17 protein-coding genes are annotated in these 16,896 nt (G+C 55.7%); 8 read left to right on the plus strand and 9 right to left on the minus strand.

The window, feature by feature from the left end; genetic code table 11:
- Positions 1–103: 103 nt before the first annotated feature.
- Entirely contained in the window at positions 104–1,843 is a 1,740-nt protein-coding gene (locus tag AABM55_RS12800) for a dipeptidase (RefSeq protein WP_347929767.1), read from the minus strand.
- 389 nt (positions 1,844–2,232) lie between these two features.
- Here AABM55_RS12800 and AABM55_RS12805 point away from each other — a divergent pair, with 389 nt between their 5' ends.
- Entirely contained in the window at positions 2,233–3,108 is an 876-nt protein-coding gene (locus AABM55_RS12805) for a DNA/RNA non-specific endonuclease (RefSeq protein WP_054596941.1), read from the plus strand.
- Between the two features lie 62 nt (positions 3,109–3,170).
- Here the strand turns inward: AABM55_RS12805 and AABM55_RS12810 are convergent, their stop codons facing one another.
- Both AABM55_RS12810 and AABM55_RS12815 read right to left on the minus strand, forming a co-directional pair.
- Entirely contained in the window at positions 3,171–3,881 is a 711-nt protein-coding gene (locus tag AABM55_RS12810; protein ID WP_347929768.1) for a methyltransferase domain-containing protein, read from the minus strand.
- Between the two features lie 143 nt (positions 3,882–4,024).
- Positions 4,025–4,789: an ABC transporter substrate-binding protein gene (locus tag AABM55_RS12815; protein ID WP_347929769.1), complete on the minus strand. Its 765-nt coding sequence runs from the start codon at positions 4,787–4,789 to the stop codon at positions 4,025–4,027.
- Positions 4,790–5,115: 326 nt separating this feature from the next.
- Between AABM55_RS12815 and AABM55_RS12820 the strand changes: the two genes are divergently transcribed.
- Positions 5,116–6,000 (plus strand): alpha/beta fold hydrolase, encoded by an 885-nt coding sequence (locus AABM55_RS12820; RefSeq protein ID WP_054596943.1) that lies wholly within the window; start codon positions 5,116–5,118, stop codon positions 5,998–6,000.
- A gap of 1 nt (position 6,001) precedes the next feature.
- Here AABM55_RS12820 and AABM55_RS12825 read toward each other — a convergent pair whose 3' ends face one another.
- On the minus strand, positions 6,002–6,772 hold the full coding sequence (locus tag AABM55_RS12825; RefSeq protein ID WP_054596944.1) for a DeoR/GlpR family DNA-binding transcription regulator: 771 nt from the start codon (positions 6,770–6,772) through the stop codon (positions 6,002–6,004).
- A 266-nt stretch (positions 6,773–7,038) separates the two neighbouring features.
- On the opposite strand from AABM55_RS12825, the gene AABM55_RS12830 reads away from it, so the two are divergent.
- The 3 genes from AABM55_RS12830 to AABM55_RS12840 all read left to right on the plus strand — a co-directional run bounded on the left by AABM55_RS12830 (position 7,039) and on the right by AABM55_RS12840 (position 9,624).
- Positions 7,039–8,319 (plus strand): HAD family hydrolase, encoded by a 1,281-nt coding sequence (locus AABM55_RS12830; RefSeq protein WP_347929770.1) that lies wholly within the window; start codon positions 7,039–7,041, stop codon positions 8,317–8,319.
- 137 nt (positions 8,320–8,456) lie between these two features.
- Positions 8,457–8,897 (plus strand): anti-virulence regulator CigR family protein, encoded by a 441-nt coding sequence (locus AABM55_RS12835; protein WP_347929771.1) that lies wholly within the window; start codon positions 8,457–8,459, stop codon positions 8,895–8,897.
- Between the two features lie 187 nt (positions 8,898–9,084).
- Positions 9,085–9,624, plus strand: coding sequence for a hypothetical protein (locus tag AABM55_RS12840; RefSeq protein ID WP_347929772.1), 540 nt, complete (start codon positions 9,085–9,087; stop codon positions 9,622–9,624).
- Positions 9,625–10,165: 541 nt separating this feature from the next.
- Here AABM55_RS12840 and AABM55_RS12845 read toward each other — a convergent pair.
- Positions 10,166–11,716 carry a sensor domain-containing diguanylate cyclase gene (locus tag AABM55_RS12845; RefSeq protein ID WP_347929773.1) on the minus strand — a complete coding sequence of 517 codons (1,551 nt, stop codon included), beginning with the start codon at positions 11,714–11,716 and terminating at the stop codon, positions 10,166–10,168.
- A 269-nt stretch (positions 11,717–11,985) separates the two neighbouring features.
- Between AABM55_RS12845 and AABM55_RS12850 the strand changes: the two genes are divergently transcribed.
- A complete protein-coding gene (locus AABM55_RS12850; protein WP_054596949.1) occupies positions 11,986–12,180 on the plus strand; it encodes a hypothetical protein in 195 nt (64 codons plus the stop codon).
- A gap of 250 nt (positions 12,181–12,430) precedes the next feature.
- On the opposite strand, the gene AABM55_RS12855 is transcribed toward AABM55_RS12850, so the two are convergent.
- The 3 genes from AABM55_RS12855 to AABM55_RS12865 all read right to left on the minus strand — a co-directional run bounded on the left by AABM55_RS12855 (position 12,431) and on the right by AABM55_RS12865 (position 14,952).
- Positions 12,431–12,787, minus strand: coding sequence for a hypothetical protein (locus tag AABM55_RS12855; protein ID WP_347929774.1), 357 nt, complete (start codon positions 12,785–12,787; stop codon positions 12,431–12,433).
- Positions 12,788–13,504: 717 nt separating this feature from the next.
- Complete coding sequence (locus AABM55_RS12860; RefSeq protein WP_054596952.1) at positions 13,505–14,617, minus strand: CapA family protein; 1,113 nt, start codon at positions 14,615–14,617, stop codon at positions 13,505–13,507.
- Between the two features lie 128 nt (positions 14,618–14,745).
- Positions 14,746–14,952 (minus strand): hypothetical protein, encoded by a 207-nt coding sequence (locus AABM55_RS12865; protein WP_054596953.1) that lies wholly within the window; start codon positions 14,950–14,952, stop codon positions 14,746–14,748.
- A 277-nt stretch (positions 14,953–15,229) separates the two neighbouring features.
- Here AABM55_RS12865 and AABM55_RS12870 point away from each other — a divergent pair, with 277 nt between their 5' ends.
- Entirely contained in the window at positions 15,230–15,493 is a 264-nt protein-coding gene (locus tag AABM55_RS12870; protein ID WP_054596954.1) for a hypothetical protein, read from the plus strand.
- Positions 15,494–15,584: 91 nt separating this feature from the next.
- On the opposite strand, the gene AABM55_RS12875 is transcribed toward AABM55_RS12870, so the two are convergent.
- Entirely contained in the window at positions 15,585–16,085 is a 501-nt protein-coding gene (locus tag AABM55_RS12875) for a hypothetical protein (protein ID WP_081013798.1), read from the minus strand.
- 178 nt (positions 16,086–16,263) lie between these two features.
- On the opposite strand from AABM55_RS12875, the gene AABM55_RS12880 reads away from it, so the two are divergent.
- Positions 16,264–16,866 (plus strand): GNAT family N-acetyltransferase, encoded by a 603-nt coding sequence (locus tag AABM55_RS12880; RefSeq protein ID WP_054596956.1) that lies wholly within the window; start codon positions 16,264–16,266, stop codon positions 16,864–16,866.
- Positions 16,867–16,896: the final 30 nt, after the last annotated feature.

The following is a 16,896-nucleotide window of genomic DNA, read 5'->3' on the forward strand; positions in this document are numbered from 1 at the left end:
GCCCAGACAGCTGAAAGGCCCTTCTTTCGTTCCATAATCCTCTAAACGGATTCAAGACAATCAAGGAAATGGACCCGCCAGAATAGCGGGTCCGAAAGGCAGATCAGAGCTTCGGCAACTGCCCGACGCGCCCCAGCATCTCGGTCACGATCTGCAGGTCCAGCAGGAACTGGTCGACAGTCTTGAATTCATTGTCGGTGTGGCCGGTGTACTTGACCTCGGGCCTGGCCAGGCCGAACTGCACACCATTGGGCAGTTCATGGACCGAGGTGGCGCCGGCGGAGGTGCCGAACTTGTGTTCCATGCCAAGGTTTTCACTGGCCACGGCCAGCAGGGCCTTGACCCATTCACCCTCGGGGTTGCGGTGCATCGGCTCGGCGATCGAGTAGTTGAAGACCACGGCAATCTGGGTCTGCTTGCTCCAGGCGCCAAGCTTATCGGCGATTTCGGTTTTGAGCGTCTCCGGGGATTTACCGACCGGCACGCGCAGGTTGACCGCGAGTTTGAAGGCTTTGTCATCCATCCCGACATAGGTCAGGGAAGTGGTCAGCGGTCCCATGAAGGCATCGGTAAAACCGACCCCCAATTTGCCACCCAGGTAGTCCAGGCCCCAGTTGTCGGCGGCGTAGCGGGCGGCGTCGGTAATGTGGTTGTGCTTGAGCGCAACCTTACCGTCGAGGTTGTTGATCAAGCCCAGCATCCTTGCCACCGGGTTGACGCCTGACTCGGGCTCGGAGGAGTGGGCGGAAACGCCGGTGACCGTCAGCTTGACGTCCTTGCCGACGACCTTGGCGGTCACCTCGAAGTTGCCGCCATTGCGCTTGGCATAATCAGTGCCGGCCTTCTGCAAGCTGGCGGCCAATTCGGCAGGCTTGTCACCCACAACGGTGGCGACCGAGGTCGACGGAATCTGGTTGGTGGCCAGGCCGCCCGTCATGGACGTGATTTCGGCGCCTTTGCCCTCTGCTGCACGCCGGGCAAAACTGGCCATGACGGTGCCGTAGCCTTTCTCGGCAATCACCACTGGATAGCCGCCATCCAGCGCCAGGTTGTAGTCGGGTGTCGGGTTGTGCTCGAAGTAATAGGGGATGGCGTCGCCGGTGGTTTCCTCGGTGGTATCTACCAGCAGCTTGAAATTCCTCGCCAGCGGCAGCTTTTCTTCCTTGATGATCTTCATGGCATAGAGCGCCACCACGATGCCGTTCTTGTCATCCTCGGTGCCCCGGCCGTACATGCGGTCGCCGACCTGGGTGACCTTGAACGGATCGAGTCGGGTGCCGTCTTTCAGGACCCAGTTCTCTGGAGTCACGGGGACTACGTCGGCATGTGCGTGAATGCCCACGACTTCATCGCCAGCACCTTCGAGGGAGATTTCATAGACGCGGTTGTCGATGTTGCGAAAGTTCAGGTTGAAAGCCTCGGCCAGGCCCTTGAGCTTGTCGGCGATCTTGATGAATTCGGGATTATCGTGCTGGGCAACGCCCTCCACGCGGAAGGTCGGGATTGCCACCAGTTCGCGCAGAGTCTCGGTGGCAGCGTTACCGTATTTCACCCGTGCGTAGATGCCAAGCAGGCGATGGATCTCGTTCTGCTGTTCAGGAGAAAGGGGCTTGTTGCCCTGGAAAGCATTGATTGCCGGGCCGAAGTCGGCGGTTTTGGCGAGGTCGCTGTTGGCCAGGCTGCCCAGGAACTGCCTGAAGTCCGTGACCGATGCGTCACTGAAAGTCTTGAGGATAGTCGCGCTCTGTAGCGGTGTGATGTTGGCGTGAGCTGACGTGGTGAACGCCGAAAGGCTGGCCAGCATCAACGTTGTCGCGGCCAGGTGCTTGAGTGAGAAGTCCATTGCTGGTGGCATTCCTTTGCAGGTGGTTTGTGAGAAATTTCTGATCGATGAGACAGAAACATTTCCAAACTAACACCATGAGGAAGTGGTACGGGAGTCCCTTAAGTGAGATCTGTCGCACAGAAATGCAAAAGCGACGCAGAAACGAAAAAGTCCCGGGAGGGTTTCCCGAGCTTTTAGTGTCGTCGATCACGTCTTTGCGGATCATGCCCACTCTTGTTTTTGGAGTAAAAGAAACTCCTTTGATTTCAATAGGTCAGACGCTAGCTGCGAGTCTGGTTATTATGTTGTCCGCATTAAAAAAGAGGCATTGGCCTCTTTTTTCGTGCCGACGATTTCAGGGCTTTGCCGCCAGTATCCTCCCTTAATCCAATTCAAAGATTCCAAGCATGAACCTACGCAAAATAGCAGTGGGGCTGTCGGCCCTTGTTTTGTTCTCGACCGGTACGGCAGAAGCTCGCAACCTGCTGGATTTCCTCAAGCCGTCCAGCCAGCATGAGGAGCAGGGGCACCGTTCAGGCTCGATCAGCCAGAGCGCGGCGATCGAGCTGTATTCAAGCAAGCAGCAACAGGCATCGTTTGATGGGTGCGCAGACCTGTTCCCGGCAGCCAGGCCGATCAGCATGGCCACTGTGCCTGCAACGATGAAGCCATTGGCCCTGTGTTCCGACAACTTCGCGGTGCTATATTCGCAAACCAGCAAGACGCCATTGGTTGTGGTTGAGCGTCTGAATTCAGCCCAGTTGGCGGATGCCAAGGGAGAGGAGCGAACCAATCAGTTCTATCCTGATCCGCGTATTCCCAAGGACGGGCGGGCAGAGTTGAGCGACTACCGCGGCCAGCATCCGGCCGTGGATCGTGGCCATCAGTCCCCGGCCGCCGATGCCCCGAATCCGCATGCAATGGCCCAGACCTTTGCACTGTCGAACATGGTGCCGCAAGACCCGACCAATAACCGCAAGATCTGGAGCAAGGTCGAGTCTGATGTCAGGAAGTTCGCGAAGCGCGCCGATGGCAATGTCTTTGTCTTCACCGGCCCGCTCTTTGATGCAGGTCATACCACCATTGGCGACAACAAGGTCTGGGTGCCAAACCGCCTGTTCAAACTGGTGTACGACGCTTCGTCCAAACGTGCCTGGGCTTATGTGCTACCTAACGCGGAAACCCGCATTGAGAAGCCGGTGGACTATGAGACTTTTGTGAAGATCACCGGACTCAACCTGCTCGGAAATCTGCCGGTCTCGGGTTCGGTGGGTCGCTCTTGATCTTCAAGGGACCACTTTGCTGAATGCCACGCCGTTGACCAACGCTGACTGTTCAGCTGAGGTCACGGCTTGCGAGCCAGACAAAACACGGTCAGACCGGCCAGACGGTTTACGCGCATGAACGGAAGTTCGAGGGTGCACAGCGTCTTCAGCAGGGTATTGACCAGCGGATGATGGCGCTTGAGTTGCGAGCGTGGCGGCGAAGGTTGTGCGCCTGTTGGCAGCAACCTCAGGGTCGCCGCAATCGGGAACACCAGGCCGAAGTAATAGACCCCTTGCATCACCGTCAAGCCGGCGTCCCTGGCCACCGTTTCCAGTTGCGGCAAGGTGTAGCGACGCTTGTGTTCGAGGAACTCGTCGTGCCCGCTCCAGAGAAACCGGAACGCCGGCACCGTCATCAGGAAACGGCTGCCGGACGGGACTTTATCGACATAGGCCTTGAGCAATCCGACATCGTCATCGACATGCTCCAGCACGTCCATCAACAGCACCAGATCAGTGTCCACCGAATCAATCGAACGACGGTAGTGCAGCGGTTTACCGGCGGTTGTGGTGTCCGAGTCCGCCTCATAGCTGATATCCACGCACCAGGCCTCGGTGGCGGTTGTCCGGGCCAGCAGATGCTGGGTGAAAAAGCCGGAGCCAGCGCCAATGTCGAGAATCCTTTTGACGGGGGTATCACCCAGCAGACAAGTCATCGCCGCAGCTTTTGAACAGTAATACCAATGCTGACCGATGCTTGAACCGAGAATGTCGATTTCCTTGAGATCCATGGTTCAGTCCTGGACGGTATAGACCCGGCGCAACCGACGCCGATCAGTTGCAGACCACCGGCAAAGGTGACGGCGACCATCAGCGAAGCGTAGTCCGGTACCGGAGAGACTCAAGACCGCGCTGCATGTATTTGAAACAGCGCTTATTGCGACAAATAGCCCTTATGTATTCGTGCCAGGGTGCCGTCACGGCGAAGCGTTTCAATCGCTTTGCGCAAGCTTTGTACCTGTTGAGGGGAACATTGTTTCGAGCAGGCCAGATAGAGATCTGTTCTGTTCATGACGGGACTCATCAGCAGCGTGCGTCGAGACACCTTCGGCCAAATGTATTGAGTCTCCGGGACACCGTTGAACCAGGCATCGATGCGTCCTCTCAAGAGCATTTGCGCGGGGTTGTCGCCAATGGTCAGCGGGTAGATCTGTCGGTTGTCGAAGCCCTGCGCGCGCAGGATTTCCTCTTGTGCGCTGCCCAGACCTACACCGATCACGCGGTAGGTTTTCCTGGCTTCAGCGAAGCTGCTCACTGGCCGGTCAAGACTGAAAAAGGCTCGCTCCATGGACATGATGGGAGCGATCCAGCTGAAGTGCTCCTCACGTTCTGGCGTACGTGACAACGGGGCTATCAGGATGTCCTGCTTCTCATTGACGTGTTTTTGCGCTCTGGCCCAAGGCAGCGCCTGTACATCAGCGGCATAGCCGGCGTTGGCAATGGCCATCAGGACCGCGTCTCCGACGATTCCGTGACCTTTGGGATCATCGACAAATGTCAAGGGGGGCGCATCGGGGATAAACAGTTCAACCGGTAATGGTGCACCGCACGCGTTATAGGTCATCAGCAGCGATACCGACAGACACAGCCTGCAAAGGGCCGTGGTCCAGGTGCTCGATACGCGTGTGGTCCGGTTCATGATCGATAGTTCAGGCATTGGAAGTAGAGGGTCGACTCAACTCATCGCCGACTCAAGGCGGCAAGCATCTTCCCATAGGTGCAGGTGTTAAGCGATGGCAGCGAACCCGGGGGAGGCCTCTACATCGGGTTTCAGAGCCCGGGACTGCGAGTCGGATCATCGTGTGCCACGGGGCAACGAAATAACTCGTTCGGGCTCTTGCAGACGGGAAAATCCCTGCTTAACTCTGAACCTCCGGTCAGTCAGTGACTTGTCAGTCACAAAGGCCGTCCGGGAAGTCGCTCACGCTGTGCGCTTAGTTAAATTTGTTCAGGGAAGAAAATGACATGATGCCGAAAACTGCCATCGTCGAGATTTGCAAGAAGTACAAGGTTTATACCGAGCACTATCTCAACGCCGCCGCTGACAAAACCATCATTCTGGTCAACGGCTCGCTGGCAACTACCGCATCCTTTGCTCAAACGGTGCGTTACCTGCAGCCGCGATTCAATGTGGTGCTGTACGACCAGCCTTACGCCGGTCAGTCGAGAGAGCACAACCTTCATGGCCAACCGATCCGAAAGGAAGACGAGGCGCAGATCCTGCTGGAATTGATCGAACACTTTTCCGTGCACCATGTGCTGTCCTTTTCCTGGGGCGGCGCGGCTACCTTGCTGGCGCTGGCCCAGCGGCCGCGTCGAATCGAGAAGGCGGTGATCAATTCATTTGCAGCGCGGATCAATACGCCGATGCGCGATTACCTGGAGAGCGGCCTGAACTTTCTCCAGGCCTGTGATCGGCCCAATGTCGGGCACTTGATCAACAGCACCATCGGCAAGCACCTGCCATCGTTGTTCAAGCGTTTCAATCACCGGCATGTCAGCAGCCTGGCCGAACACGAATACCGGCAGATGCATTTCCACGTCAACGAGATCCTGACCCAGGACATCCACTGCTACTCGGTCTGTGCCGACGCGATCGAAGTCCCGATGTTGTTCGTCAACGGCGAATGGGATGAATACACCTCGGTGGAGGACGCCCGGCTTTTTGCCGCTCATGCCCGTCAGTCCCGGTTCCACACCATCAAGAACGCCGGGCACTTCCTCGATATGGAACACCCGGCGGCCTGGCATGACACACGGCAGGCCTTACTCGGCTTTCTGCAGCCGGCTTGCGGGGCACCGAGCCAGGTCCGTCATCACGCTTACAGTAGAGAAGCCTCACTGATGTGAGCTACGCCAGGATGATGTGTTTCAGCTTGGCGTTCAATGCAGCGAACGCTGCTTCGGTGCTGGCCTTGTGGTTGGTGATGAGCACGTCGATGCGCTCTGGCGGACAAAAGGCTACACGGCTCTCCACGCCGATCTTGCTGTAGTCGGCGAGGATGACCACGCGCTCGGCATGCTCGGTCATGGCGCGGGCCACTTCGGCCTCACGGTGGTCGTAGTTGCTGGCACCGCGCTGGGCGTCGATGCCCACGGGCGACAACAGCGCGAGGTCGGCCCGATAGCGGCCAATCTCCGCCACCGTGGTGCCGCCAACCGTAGCGGGAGCACGGTCGTCGAGCGAACCGCCGAGCACGATCACCTCGTTGTGCTGGTCGCCCGAGGTGGCGGGATTACGCAGTTGCAGCGCCACGTTGAACGAGTTGGTGATCACGGTCAGCCCGCCCAGCTTGGCCAGCTCTTCGGCGAGAATGACAGTGGTGGTGCCCGCGTCGATAAACACGGTCTGTCCGTGCGACAGCAGGCCGACCGCTGCCCGCGCGAGGTCACGCTTGAATTTGACATTGCTGTGCGCCCGCTCGGCGATGGGCGCCTCGTCTTCGACGCGAATGGCGCCGCCGTGTATCCGCTTCAACTCCCCAAGGTCTTCCAGGGCGACCAGATCGCGCCGCACGGTCTCGCGTGAAACATTCAGCTCCGTGACGATGCGGTCGGTGGTGACGCGCTGCAAGGTCGATAGCAGTGCGCGGATTCGCTGGTAACGCTCTTCTTGCCACATGCCTGGTGTCCCTGCTGTTTGAGTCGCTTTCCGAGCATGCATTGTGGAGGGGCGTCGGTCACTGTCAAGTTCGCCCCGGCCTCCTTTAGCCTGGCTCGGGCGCGGTCTGCAAATCATCAAAATGTAATATTGTGGCAATATTGTGTTTTTGTGTATTTGAAGTTAGCCTCGTCGCGGGACGGTTTTTCCCCTCGTCCCTATTTTTCGAAACACGCTTTCGCCATCGCCTCGGTTGTAACCTATCGTCTAGAAGTAGGAGCTATACCATGCAGCGTCGCCAGTTTCTGAACACCCTCGCTACTGTTTCCGTCGTAACCCCGCTGTTGTTGTCCTCCCGTATAACGCAAGCCGCCACGCCCGCGGCCACACCGAGCGCGCTGGATCCGGCACGCTGGTCACCACTGAACACCCAGCGCCTGCAGGCGGTCATTGACCGGCACGGCGTCAAAAGCGCGTCTTACCGTCCTGACCAACGCCCGTACGCGGTGTTCGACTGGGACAACACCTGCATCATGAATGACTGTGAAGAAGCGCTGTTGGTCTATCAGATCAATCATTTGCAGTACAAGCTGACGCCCGATGAGTTCGCCGCCGTGCTGCGCCAGGACGTGCCGAATGGCGCGTTCATGAAGGACTACACCACGGTGGACGGTAAACCGGTCACCATGGAAGACATCTCCAGCGATGTGGAAGCTGACTACCGCTGGTTGCACGCCAACTACAAGGGACTTGCTGGCGACAAAAGCCTGGAAGAGATCCAGGCCAGCGAGCAGTACAAGGACTTTCTCGCCAAGCTCTACTTCATGTACGACGCGATCTGCGACAGCTACCCGGTGGAAATCGGCTACAAGTGGATTCTGTACTTCTACAAGAACATGACCACGGCCGAATTGCAGGCGATGGCCGAGGCCTCCAACAACTACGCCATGGGCGACGCGCTGCGCAAGGTCAAGTACGAGAGTTCACGTACGTTGCCGGGCAAGGTAGGGGTAGTGGCGGACACGCACTTCCATGGCATTCGCATCCATGAGGAAATCCGCGGCCTGATGCACACGTTGCGCGCCAACGGTATCGACGTCTACGTCAGCACCGCCTCGATCGACGACGTGGTGCGGGTGTTCGCCGGCCACCCCAACTACGGCTACGGCGTACCGCCCGAGAACGTGATCGGCCTGCGCATGGCGATGGAAAACGGCAAGTACACCAGTCGCTATCAACCGGACTGGCACTTCAATTACGGGCCGGGCAAGACCGTCGGCATCAAGAATGTACTGGTGAAACAGAAGGGCTACGGCCCGGTGCTGGTGGCCGGTGACAGCGACGGTGATGCATGGATGCTGCGCGACTTCAACGATACGGCGGTGGGCGTGATCGTCAACCGCATGAAGAAAGGCGAGATTGGTGCCGACAGCCAGCAGGCTGCCACCCAATTGGGTAAGCCGGACGCCCGTTTCATCCTGCAAGGACGCGACGAGCATACCGGTCTGATGATTCCGGACGAAAAATCGCTCAAGTACGGTAAAGACGAACGCAAGTTGCTGGCCTGATGGTGCTGGCTCGCGGGTGGTCGACGGCCATCCGCGAGCCGCAATGCACGACTCTGATCAGCTTGGCCAGAGACAGGAACTAAACCCTCCAATACCGTCTACAGTGCAGGGGATAACCCTTATCTGAGAGAACGGACATGTTCAGATCGCGCTCGCTGATTGCAGCTGTTACCTGCCTCGCCCTTGTCACGGGTTCTGCGACAGCTTTTGCCGACCCGGGTAATGGCGGCGGCCAGGGCCATGGAAACCAGGGAGGTCATGGCAAGGGCAAAAAACCGTACGATGACAGAAACTGGGACCAAGGGCCGAGCATCGACCGTGGCGGTGTACTCGGCATCATCGGTGGTTACCGCGACTACTGGAGACCAGGTCCGGCATTGCCTCCCGGTATTCAGAAAAACCTCGCCCGCGGAAAACCCCTGCCTCCCGGTATCGCCAAAAAACTGGATGGCCGGCTGATCGGCAGATTGCCTCACTACGATGGTTATGAATGGCAGCAGGCCGGGACTGATTTGATTCTTGTCGCTATTACTACCGGGATCATTTATGAGGTTTTAAACGGCGCTCTCGATCAGTAGGCAGGGTGCCGTTGAGTCAATGTTCGCATCGTCCTGTTTGTGCGGCTGGCTAACAAGAAGGGATCGGCTGCCAGTGCAGCTGATTCCATCAATGCAGGGGCATGGATCCGTTCGTCGTCTGTTCTGAACTACAAGCAAGTGCTTTTGTCAGACAATTTGTAAAAAACGAACCACTATGGAATCTATCATGCCTTTGAAAAACAAGAAGCTAGCCGCAGTTATGTCGTGTGTATTGATGCTTGCTGCCGCGCCTCTGCTCCCCGCCGGGTTGTCTGTAATGGGTACGGCCTATGCCAAAGAAGGTGGTGGTCACGGCGGCGGTAATGGCGGCGGTAATGGTGGTGGAAATGGTGGTGGTGGCGGAAATGGCGGCAGCGGTGGCGGTGGTGCTCATGCGGGTGAAGGTCACTCTGCGGGCGCCAAGAGCAATGGTCGCGCTGAAGGCCAGGAAACCGATCACGACGGCCGGGCTGTTCGAGACCGTGGATTGAGCGGTAAACACCTTGGACGTGATCGCGATGACCACGTTGGACGTGACCGTGATGACCACCTTGGACGTGATCGCGATAGCCATCGTGGTCATGGGGCAGTGACTTCGGGTATTGCGCACTCGAAAACAACGCGAGGGGTGACGAAAGCGACGGCTATCTCGGCGACAACGCCCGGTGATCACAATGCAAAAGGTTTGAGTAAGGCAGTGACTTCGACCACTGACAAAATCCGATAAGCACAACGCATTCAAAAAGCCGGGAAGCCATTGGTTGCCCGGCTTGATGAGAAGGTCAGTCTGACCGAGAAGCCCTGCAGGTTTGCGCTTGCAGGGCTTTTCTCGTTTTCGGCCGGGGATCGGCTACAGTTGAGAAGTCATCGATAGGGAGATCTCATATGAAGTGCTTAATTTGTCAGGCTGCCGCCAAGACTGTTCACGCGCCGGGAGACTGCTCAGAGGTCAAATGCTCAGCCGGTTGTGGACACTTCAAAGTCTCGGCCAATCTTGTTGCGAAAATGATGTTGAAGCACGAATCCTTTGACCTTGAACGCACAAGGCGATGGCTTGAGATGGCTCGAAATGATGAGCCAGTGCCCTTGATATCGACCTACGATTACAACGTTTCCTTATTGCATCGCGACGCCGAAGAGCGGTCGGCCAGCCGGCCAAATCGTTCCAGAGAATCGGTAGCGTCGGATTAGATGGGGGTTCTTGCTTTGATGTGACGAAGCAGCCAACTACTGCTTGGCTGTTTTTTTACTGCTGTCTGTCATCCTTGCTAATTTGAAATGACGGTCCTGTTTCTCCCGCTGGACTTGGCGATGTATAGCGCTTTGTCGGCGATATCCACCAAGCTCTCTACCGTATCGACTTCCCGTTCGGAGAGTGAACTAATGCCAATACTGATCGTGACCACCCCTAGTGGAGAGTCGCTGTGTTGTATTTTAGCGTGCTCCAAATCGAGTCGGATTTTTTCGGCCAGCAGGAAAGCCCCGACATAATCGGTGTTTGACAGTACAACGGCAAACTCTTCCCCGCCGTACCGGGCGGCGAGATCACCGGTTCGGCTTACATGCTTTCTGATTATTGCGCCCACGGCCTTCAGGCACTCATCACCCTGTACGTGGCCGTAGAGGTCGTTGTAGCTCTTGAAGAGGTCAACGTCGATCATGATCAGTGCAGTGCCGTCCAGTTTCTTGCGTTTTTTCCTGGCAACTTCAGCTTCTATGAAGAAATCAAAGTGGCGTCGGTTGGCCAGCCGTGTCAGTCCATCTTCGAGGGCCATCAAACCAAGAATCTTATTGGCTTCAATGTAGTCTTTCTGAGAGGCTTGCAATTCTCTTTGCGCTTGAATTTGCTGACCCATGAGCTTGATGAGTCGATAACCAATAAAGCTGAGAATTATTAATAATATGGAGGAAATGATCAGGCTGGCGAGGGATTCGCTCCGCCAGTCCGCCAGTACTTCATTTCGATCAAATTCGGCGACGACGACAAGGGGGTACCCATTAATGCGTCTAAAACCTATGACCCGCTCGACACCGTCGATAAACGATTTTATGGTCGCCGTGCCGGAGTTCACGTCAGGCTTTAACAGGGCGAACACTTCGCCTTTTGATATGTTAATGCCGATGTCCTGGTCGCGAAATGGCTTGCGCACCACAATGTTACCGCTGGAGGTCACCAGATTGATGAGGCCATTCGTTCCGGTGTCGACACCTTCGTAAAGGTTGAGGAAGTAGTTTAGGTAAATGGTAGCGAGTGCAACGCCGGCAAAACTCCCGTCTGGATGGTTGATTCGGCGCGATACCGTCATGATCCATTCATTGGTTGAGCGACTGCGTATGGAAGGGCCAAGATAAGGTCCCAGGTCCGTATGGTCGCGATGATAAATGAAATAGTCACGGTCCGAGTTGTTGGCGCCTGCGGGTATGACACCGTTTGAATTGAGTAGCCAGCGTCCCTGTTCATCATAGATAAAAAAGCCATGTATTTGAGGCAGGCGTTTTTGTTGTATTTTAAGTAACTCTTCCAGTTTGTTTAAGTTTTCTGCGTTGCTGCCTTCTGTTTCCAGTCGTTCCTTGACCCCTATAAGTACTGTGTCAGCCTGCGTAAGGGTTGCCTCGATATTGGACGATAAAGTCTTCGAGAGATTTGACATCTCGGTTTCCTTGTCGTGCAAATGGTACTCCAGGGAGTTGAAGATTCCCCATGTACTGATTGCTATCAGCGAGATGCATACGATGGCCACAAAGAGGATGACGTGTCCGACTTTGAGTTTGGCATCGGTCCACTCAGCGGAAAAAAAAGAAGCCTTCCTTGTCAACATGAAATCCTGCCATTCGACGTGGGTATCAATAGTTAGCGTATTCTATTTTTTTTATACCGTTGAGGTATTTTTAGCGTGGGTATTCGTTTTTGCCATATGCCCATCTTGCTTATTGCCAAATGTGCAGGCGGTCAAATAACGACAGCGTGATTGCCCCGCAATCACTCCCTCCCAGGAGCGTCAGAGAGAGGTGAAGGCTTTCGGTATGGAATCTTGGAGATGACAGGAGTAAAAAATACCTTACCTGCCTCAATCCAGAGGATGTGCAAATGGTCATTACCATCAAAGAGCGCGATGAGCATCACATGTCTCATGAATCAAGTAGCGCGGGAATCAGGATGTGGGATGTCTTTCAGGGAGATGTTCTGGTCGGCGTCTATCACAGTGAAGCTGAGGCGTTGAAGTACAAGGATTTGCTGGAGAGCGGTCGATTGGACAGCCACAAAAAACCTCCGAAAAGATAAGCTCAACGGAGTGAAAAAGCCCAGCCCAGTGCTGGGCTTTGTTGGTTTTGGGGCGGATGGATGCTGACAGTCGGCAGAGCGTGTCTGTTCAGTTGTGAATTGTTCAGAATTGGCTTGAGGACGCGGTGTTATGGAGCGCGTAAGGTTTACCTGTTCGCCCTGCCAGATGCTTCAGGAAACGTGCTGAGTGGCCAGCTGCTGGTCAGGGCGAACACTTGCCGCTATAGCGGCTGACTTTGAGGGGAGGGGGTTACTTGAGGGGAGAAGCAGAGATCTTTGAGTAAGTACCTTTATCGGTAGTGGCCAGTAAGCAGCGGCCATCCTTGAATTTTGCATAGAACGTTATTTCCCTTTCTGTATCGCATAGTAACCAGCCCGCCACTAGCCCGATTGGCCCTAGAAGCAATGCTCCCGCCAGACTCCATCGAATGACGCTGCCTTTCTTGTTGACGACTTCTTCGGTTGCTGTTTCCAGCGTTTCCAGATTTGACAGGGGAATCTTTAGTTCGAGAGAAGGTTTCAGTGCGGATTTCAGAGTGAAAGATCCAGATTGAAATTCGGCATCGCCTGCCAGAAAGTCACCGGATATCACCGTTATTTTCGACATGATTTTTTCTTCGTATGATCTGGTCTGGCCCGTTGAGTACTGGGCTCCAAAGGCTCCCCTCAGTCAATCGACTTGCGACAAAAGGCGAGGCCGGCGGTCACTTGATCGATACCCGTCGAGGGTATTCAAAACCGTCTGATCGAGTTCAGGCTGCCGGTTTTTCTCTGGGTAAAAGGAATTTTTTGTCGAGGTAGCGTGACGGTTGGAAATGGTCTATTAATTGACAACCTGCACCGTGAGGGTAGGCGAGAAGTCAGCGCCTGGAAGATGTTCGATGATGCCCGGCGGTGGGGCATGAGTTGGCGGCTAGATTGCTTGGTCGTGGAAACTGACAGGTGCTCGGGAGTGGCTCATGTGGTGTTTGATCTGCTCGCAAGACGCGCGACATATTGAATCCGCAATGGATGGCATTGAACTGATTTGTCCTGAGTGCGGGCATTTCGGCATATCCGGCATCGTTATGAGGGAACGGAACGAGCGAAAATTCGATGTCGAGCGAACCAGGGTCTGGCTTCATCGCGAACGCGAGATCAACCCTGACCGGTGTCCGGTTATCAATAGCTTGAACGTTATCTGGGCGTCAGAGCCCTGACGGTTGAGATCCCGTAGGTTATCCAGTTGAATCCAGCGGGTTGGCTACCATTCGAGTGAGGCAGGGCGTTACTGGGATTCGTACAGGGAAATGCGTTGCTGATAACGTCTCGCCAATCTCAATTCCTACCAACACAACGTGAAGACATTTTTCGCGCCTGGCTGGATGCGGCTGCCCAAGCGTGCGCATTCGCGAGAAAGGGTGTCGTGCAGCCATTGACGGTCATCCCCTTCGGCGCGACAGATGCGAAAGCGATGAAGGTGGATGGGGATCAGGTCCAGCGATTGCAGGCACCCGCTTGGGTCCAGGGCGGCAAAGTACAGAAGCCCCAGGTCGCCACGAAAGTCTGCGTGGTTCTCGATACCTTCGTAATCGTTCAGGAGATCACCGCAGCCATAGAGAATCAGGCGTTCGCGGTACACCTCGATACCCTTGATGTGGTGCGAGGAATGCCCGTGCACCACGTCGACTCCGGCCTCGTCGATCAACGCATGGGCGAACCGGACCTGCTCCCGCGGGATATCGAAGCCCCAGTTACCGCCCCAGTGAATGGAGGCGACCACTCGGTCTCCCGGGTTTTTGCCCGCAAGAATCCGTTTGGCCACAAGGTCCAGGCTTTGCATCGACAGGTCCTCCAGCCGCGCAACGCCTGCGCGCTTGTCCGTGGCGGCCCAGTCCGGTGGGATGCCACAGTCGGGTGCACCGAGGCCAAACACCAGCAAACGCCCTCCGCCTGGCTGCGGCAGCACGGCAGGCGCTTCGGCAGTTTGCCGGTTACGCCCGGCGCCGGCGCTGCGCATACCGTTGCTCGACAGGGTGTCTAGCGTATCGGCCAGACCGGCTTCCCCCCAGTCCAGCACATGATTGTTGGCCAGCATGCAGCAGTCGATGCCGGCTGCTCTGATGACCGGGAAGTTCTCCGGGCTCATGCGGTAATTGATGCCTTTTGGCTCCGGTCGTCCGCGGCGGGACACCGCAGTTTCCAGATTGATGATGCGTGCGTGTGGCTGGTGAAGTTCGAACTCATCCAGCGCGGTGCCCCAGACATAGGCGAAATCGACCGGGCGGGGAATCGGGCCATTGAGCCTTTCTGCCAGACGGACGTAATCGCCGGCATGCTTGACGTAAGCTTCGTAAAGCCGCGGATCGCCAGGATGCGGCAGTACCGAATCGATGCCGCGGGCGGTCATGACGTCGCCCGCGAGAAACAGCTTCAGCGTATCGCTAACAGCGGCCATGACACCCTCCCGGATATCCCGATCAGCTCACCGTACGTTTTGCTCGCACACCGTTCAAAATATCAATTTTTCTGCGTGGCCTGCGACAAGCCGATGACGAACCAACCCGGTATTGAGATCAAACGCTGTCAGAGCAAGTAGCCAGTTGCCTGTTCGAAGTGGTTGTCCTGCACCCCGGCGATCAGGTGCAGTGGAATGTGCTGTTGTGCATCGATGGCGGGGATTTCAAAGCTGCCCACTATTTGAAGGTGTCGCTCACTCAGCCCGGTCGACTCTTCTTCGTTTGCCTTAGCCATTCTCGCGTGGTTCGCTGCGATTTCATTGAGAGTTGACACGTTACATCTCCGGTGACTGACCAGGCGTATCGCTGGAGTCCTTAAGCGTTAATGTTGATTGCTGCCGCGTCAGAATAATGTCGTCCTGGGGCCGCTACGGGCGTACTTAGCAATCCTTGAGCCGTATCCTGCACCACGTTTTAATAGGCGACGAATGGTGTCGTAGAGTTCTCTCTAAAGGACTTTTACCGAGACCGAATCCTTTGGTCAGGAAATGCGAACATCTCTTTGCAGACAGCGTTCTAAACAGGTATGGGAGCTCAACAGGAGAAGCATCATGGTTCAGCGCCGCCGACACCATATCTCACAGATATCTCTTCGATTAGAGGGCTTGCGCGCCAACCTTTCGCAATTCAAGCAAGACGAGCTTGAAATACAGGAGACATTACGTGGATCTCCTGCACTCGAGATCGAAAAAGCTCTGGATGAGGCGTTTGACGAGATACGTGAATCGATAAACCATACCGAAGAACTCTTGAACGCGTTGGTTCAAGAGGCTGAAAGAGGTCGTGAAACGCAGGCGAGCCAAGAGGCTGGTTAAGATGTTCAAGGTCGGCTGAGGTGGAATGAGAAAGCCCGCAACCGGCGGGCTCTCTGCATCATACTGGAGCATGAAGATGTAAAGATCGGGTCTACTGATCCTTATCCTGATCTTGTTTGGTGCTCGAATGTTTGGTGCTCGAAGTAGCAGCGTTACTCAGCCCCTTTTCATTGTGATCGCCAGGTGTGGTGGTCGAGATCGCAGTGGCCTTTGTAAGTCCGTGTGTAGTTTTGGAGTGTGCGATCCCTGAAGTCGCCGAACCATGACCTTTGCTGTCATGGCGAATACTCCCGGTGTGCTTGCCACTGATTCCATGATCCCTGATTGCTTTACCGTCATGATCGCTATCCAGACCTTCGCTACGGCCAGTGCTATCAGCGTCAGCAGTATGGCCTTCGCTACGGCCATTGCTGTCAGCGTCAGCAGAATGACCTACTCCCTGGCCGCCGGCACCGCTACTGCTGCCGTGACCTGCACTGTTTCCGCCGCCACCACTTTTTGCATAGGCGGAGGACATTGGGAGTAAGGGCGCTGCAGCCAGCATCATTACGCATGTCATCAAAGCTACGAAATTCGTCTTCTTTAAATGCATGATGGCGTCCATCGATGTGAGTGGGTTTGCATGAATTAAGACGCACGGCATTCGTTTATAGTTCTCAGGCTTCAGACCGACGGTGTGAGGAGTCTGGAAACACTATGCGCTGGGTGCCTGCGTACCTATGAGGGGCGAGGTTTAGATCAGGCATGTCATTTCAGGAGAAGGGATAACAATGATCCACCGTAAGCCAATAGAGCCTTGGGCTGTTGACGCGATAGCCTACATTCGGGCCTCTTCGGCTTTGAAACGAGAGTTTGCTTTGCTGCAAAACCGTGTCTATCCGGAGACGGGAGAAGATGAAATCAATACGGCGATACCGCTGCACGATCCGGTGTTCGATGCATTCTCGTTCTATACCTGCGCGCACGACAGGGTCGTCAGTTATGCCGCGGTCGTAATGAAAGCGATTGAACATGCGGGTGACACATTTGAAATCGCCGGGCTGAGTTGCGTCATGACCGATCCAGATTGTCAGGGGCGAGGCCTTGGGTTGAATACCGTCGCCGCGGCGACTCGTTGTATGGAGCGCAGTAATCTTGATATCGGCGTCTTCACGTGTGATCCGCCGCTCGCTCGTTTCTATGCGCAGGCTGGCGGCTGGTCTGTAGCGCCCAATATCGTCCTGATCGGCAACCAGGATGAAGAGGCTTTACGCAGCGATACGTTGGGCAAAGTTGTCATGTTGCGGCTGTTTTCGCAGAAGGCAATCGCGAACGCATCGACATTTACGCACGGGGTTATAAATCTCGCCTTGCCGCAAGGGCAGTTTTTATAGTCCGGGTGTCAATGTGCTCTGCCGCTTGCT

This window comes from Pseudomonas helvetica, assembly GCF_039908645.1.
Lineage (GTDB): Bacteria > Pseudomonadota > Gammaproteobacteria > Pseudomonadales > Pseudomonadaceae > Aquipseudomonas > Aquipseudomonas helvetica.

What these genes read in the sequence shown, in the direction of transcription:
- AABM55_RS12800 (WP_347929767.1), bottom strand. Translation starts at nt 1,843, where the DNA reads ATGGACTTCTCACTCAAGCACCTGGCCGCGACAACGTTGATGCTGGCC.
- AABM55_RS12805 (WP_054596941.1), top strand. Translation starts at nt 2,233, where the DNA reads ATGAACCTACGCAAAATAGCAGTGGGGCTGTCGGCCCTTGTTTTGTTC.
- AABM55_RS12810 (WP_347929768.1), bottom strand. Translation starts at nt 3,881, where the DNA reads ATGGATCTCAAGGAAATCGACATTCTCGGTTCAAGCATCGGTCAGCAT.
- AABM55_RS12815 (WP_347929769.1), bottom strand. Translation starts at nt 4,789, where the DNA reads ATGAACCGGACCACACGCGTATCGAGCACCTGGACCACGGCCCTTTGC.
- AABM55_RS12820 (WP_054596943.1), top strand. Translation starts at nt 5,116, where the DNA reads ATGATGCCGAAAACTGCCATCGTCGAGATTTGCAAGAAGTACAAGGTT.
- AABM55_RS12825 (WP_054596944.1), bottom strand. Translation starts at nt 6,772, where the DNA reads ATGTGGCAAGAAGAGCGTTACCAGCGAATCCGCGCACTGCTATCGACC.
- AABM55_RS12830 (WP_347929770.1), top strand. Translation starts at nt 7,039, where the DNA reads ATGCAGCGTCGCCAGTTTCTGAACACCCTCGCTACTGTTTCCGTCGTA.
- AABM55_RS12835 (WP_347929771.1), top strand. Translation starts at nt 8,457, where the DNA reads ATGTTCAGATCGCGCTCGCTGATTGCAGCTGTTACCTGCCTCGCCCTT.
- AABM55_RS12840 (WP_347929772.1), top strand. Translation starts at nt 9,085, where the DNA reads ATGCCTTTGAAAAACAAGAAGCTAGCCGCAGTTATGTCGTGTGTATTG.
- AABM55_RS12845 (WP_347929773.1), bottom strand. Translation starts at nt 11,716, where the DNA reads ATGTTGACAAGGAAGGCTTCTTTTTTTTCCGCTGAGTGGACCGATGCC.
- AABM55_RS12850 (WP_054596949.1), top strand. Translation starts at nt 11,986, where the DNA reads ATGGTCATTACCATCAAAGAGCGCGATGAGCATCACATGTCTCATGAA.
- AABM55_RS12855 (WP_347929774.1), bottom strand. Translation starts at nt 12,787, where the DNA reads ATGTCGAAAATAACGGTGATATCCGGTGACTTTCTGGCAGGCGATGCC.
- AABM55_RS12860 (WP_054596952.1), bottom strand. Translation starts at nt 14,617, where the DNA reads ATGGCCGCTGTTAGCGATACGCTGAAGCTGTTTCTCGCGGGCGACGTC.
- AABM55_RS12870 (WP_054596954.1), top strand. Translation starts at nt 15,230, where the DNA reads ATGGTTCAGCGCCGCCGACACCATATCTCACAGATATCTCTTCGATTA.
- AABM55_RS12875 (WP_081013798.1), bottom strand. Translation starts at nt 16,085, where the DNA reads ATGCATTTAAAGAAGACGAATTTCGTAGCTTTGATGACATGCGTAATG.
- AABM55_RS12880 (WP_054596956.1), top strand. Translation starts at nt 16,264, where the DNA reads ATGATCCACCGTAAGCCAATAGAGCCTTGGGCTGTTGACGCGATAGCC.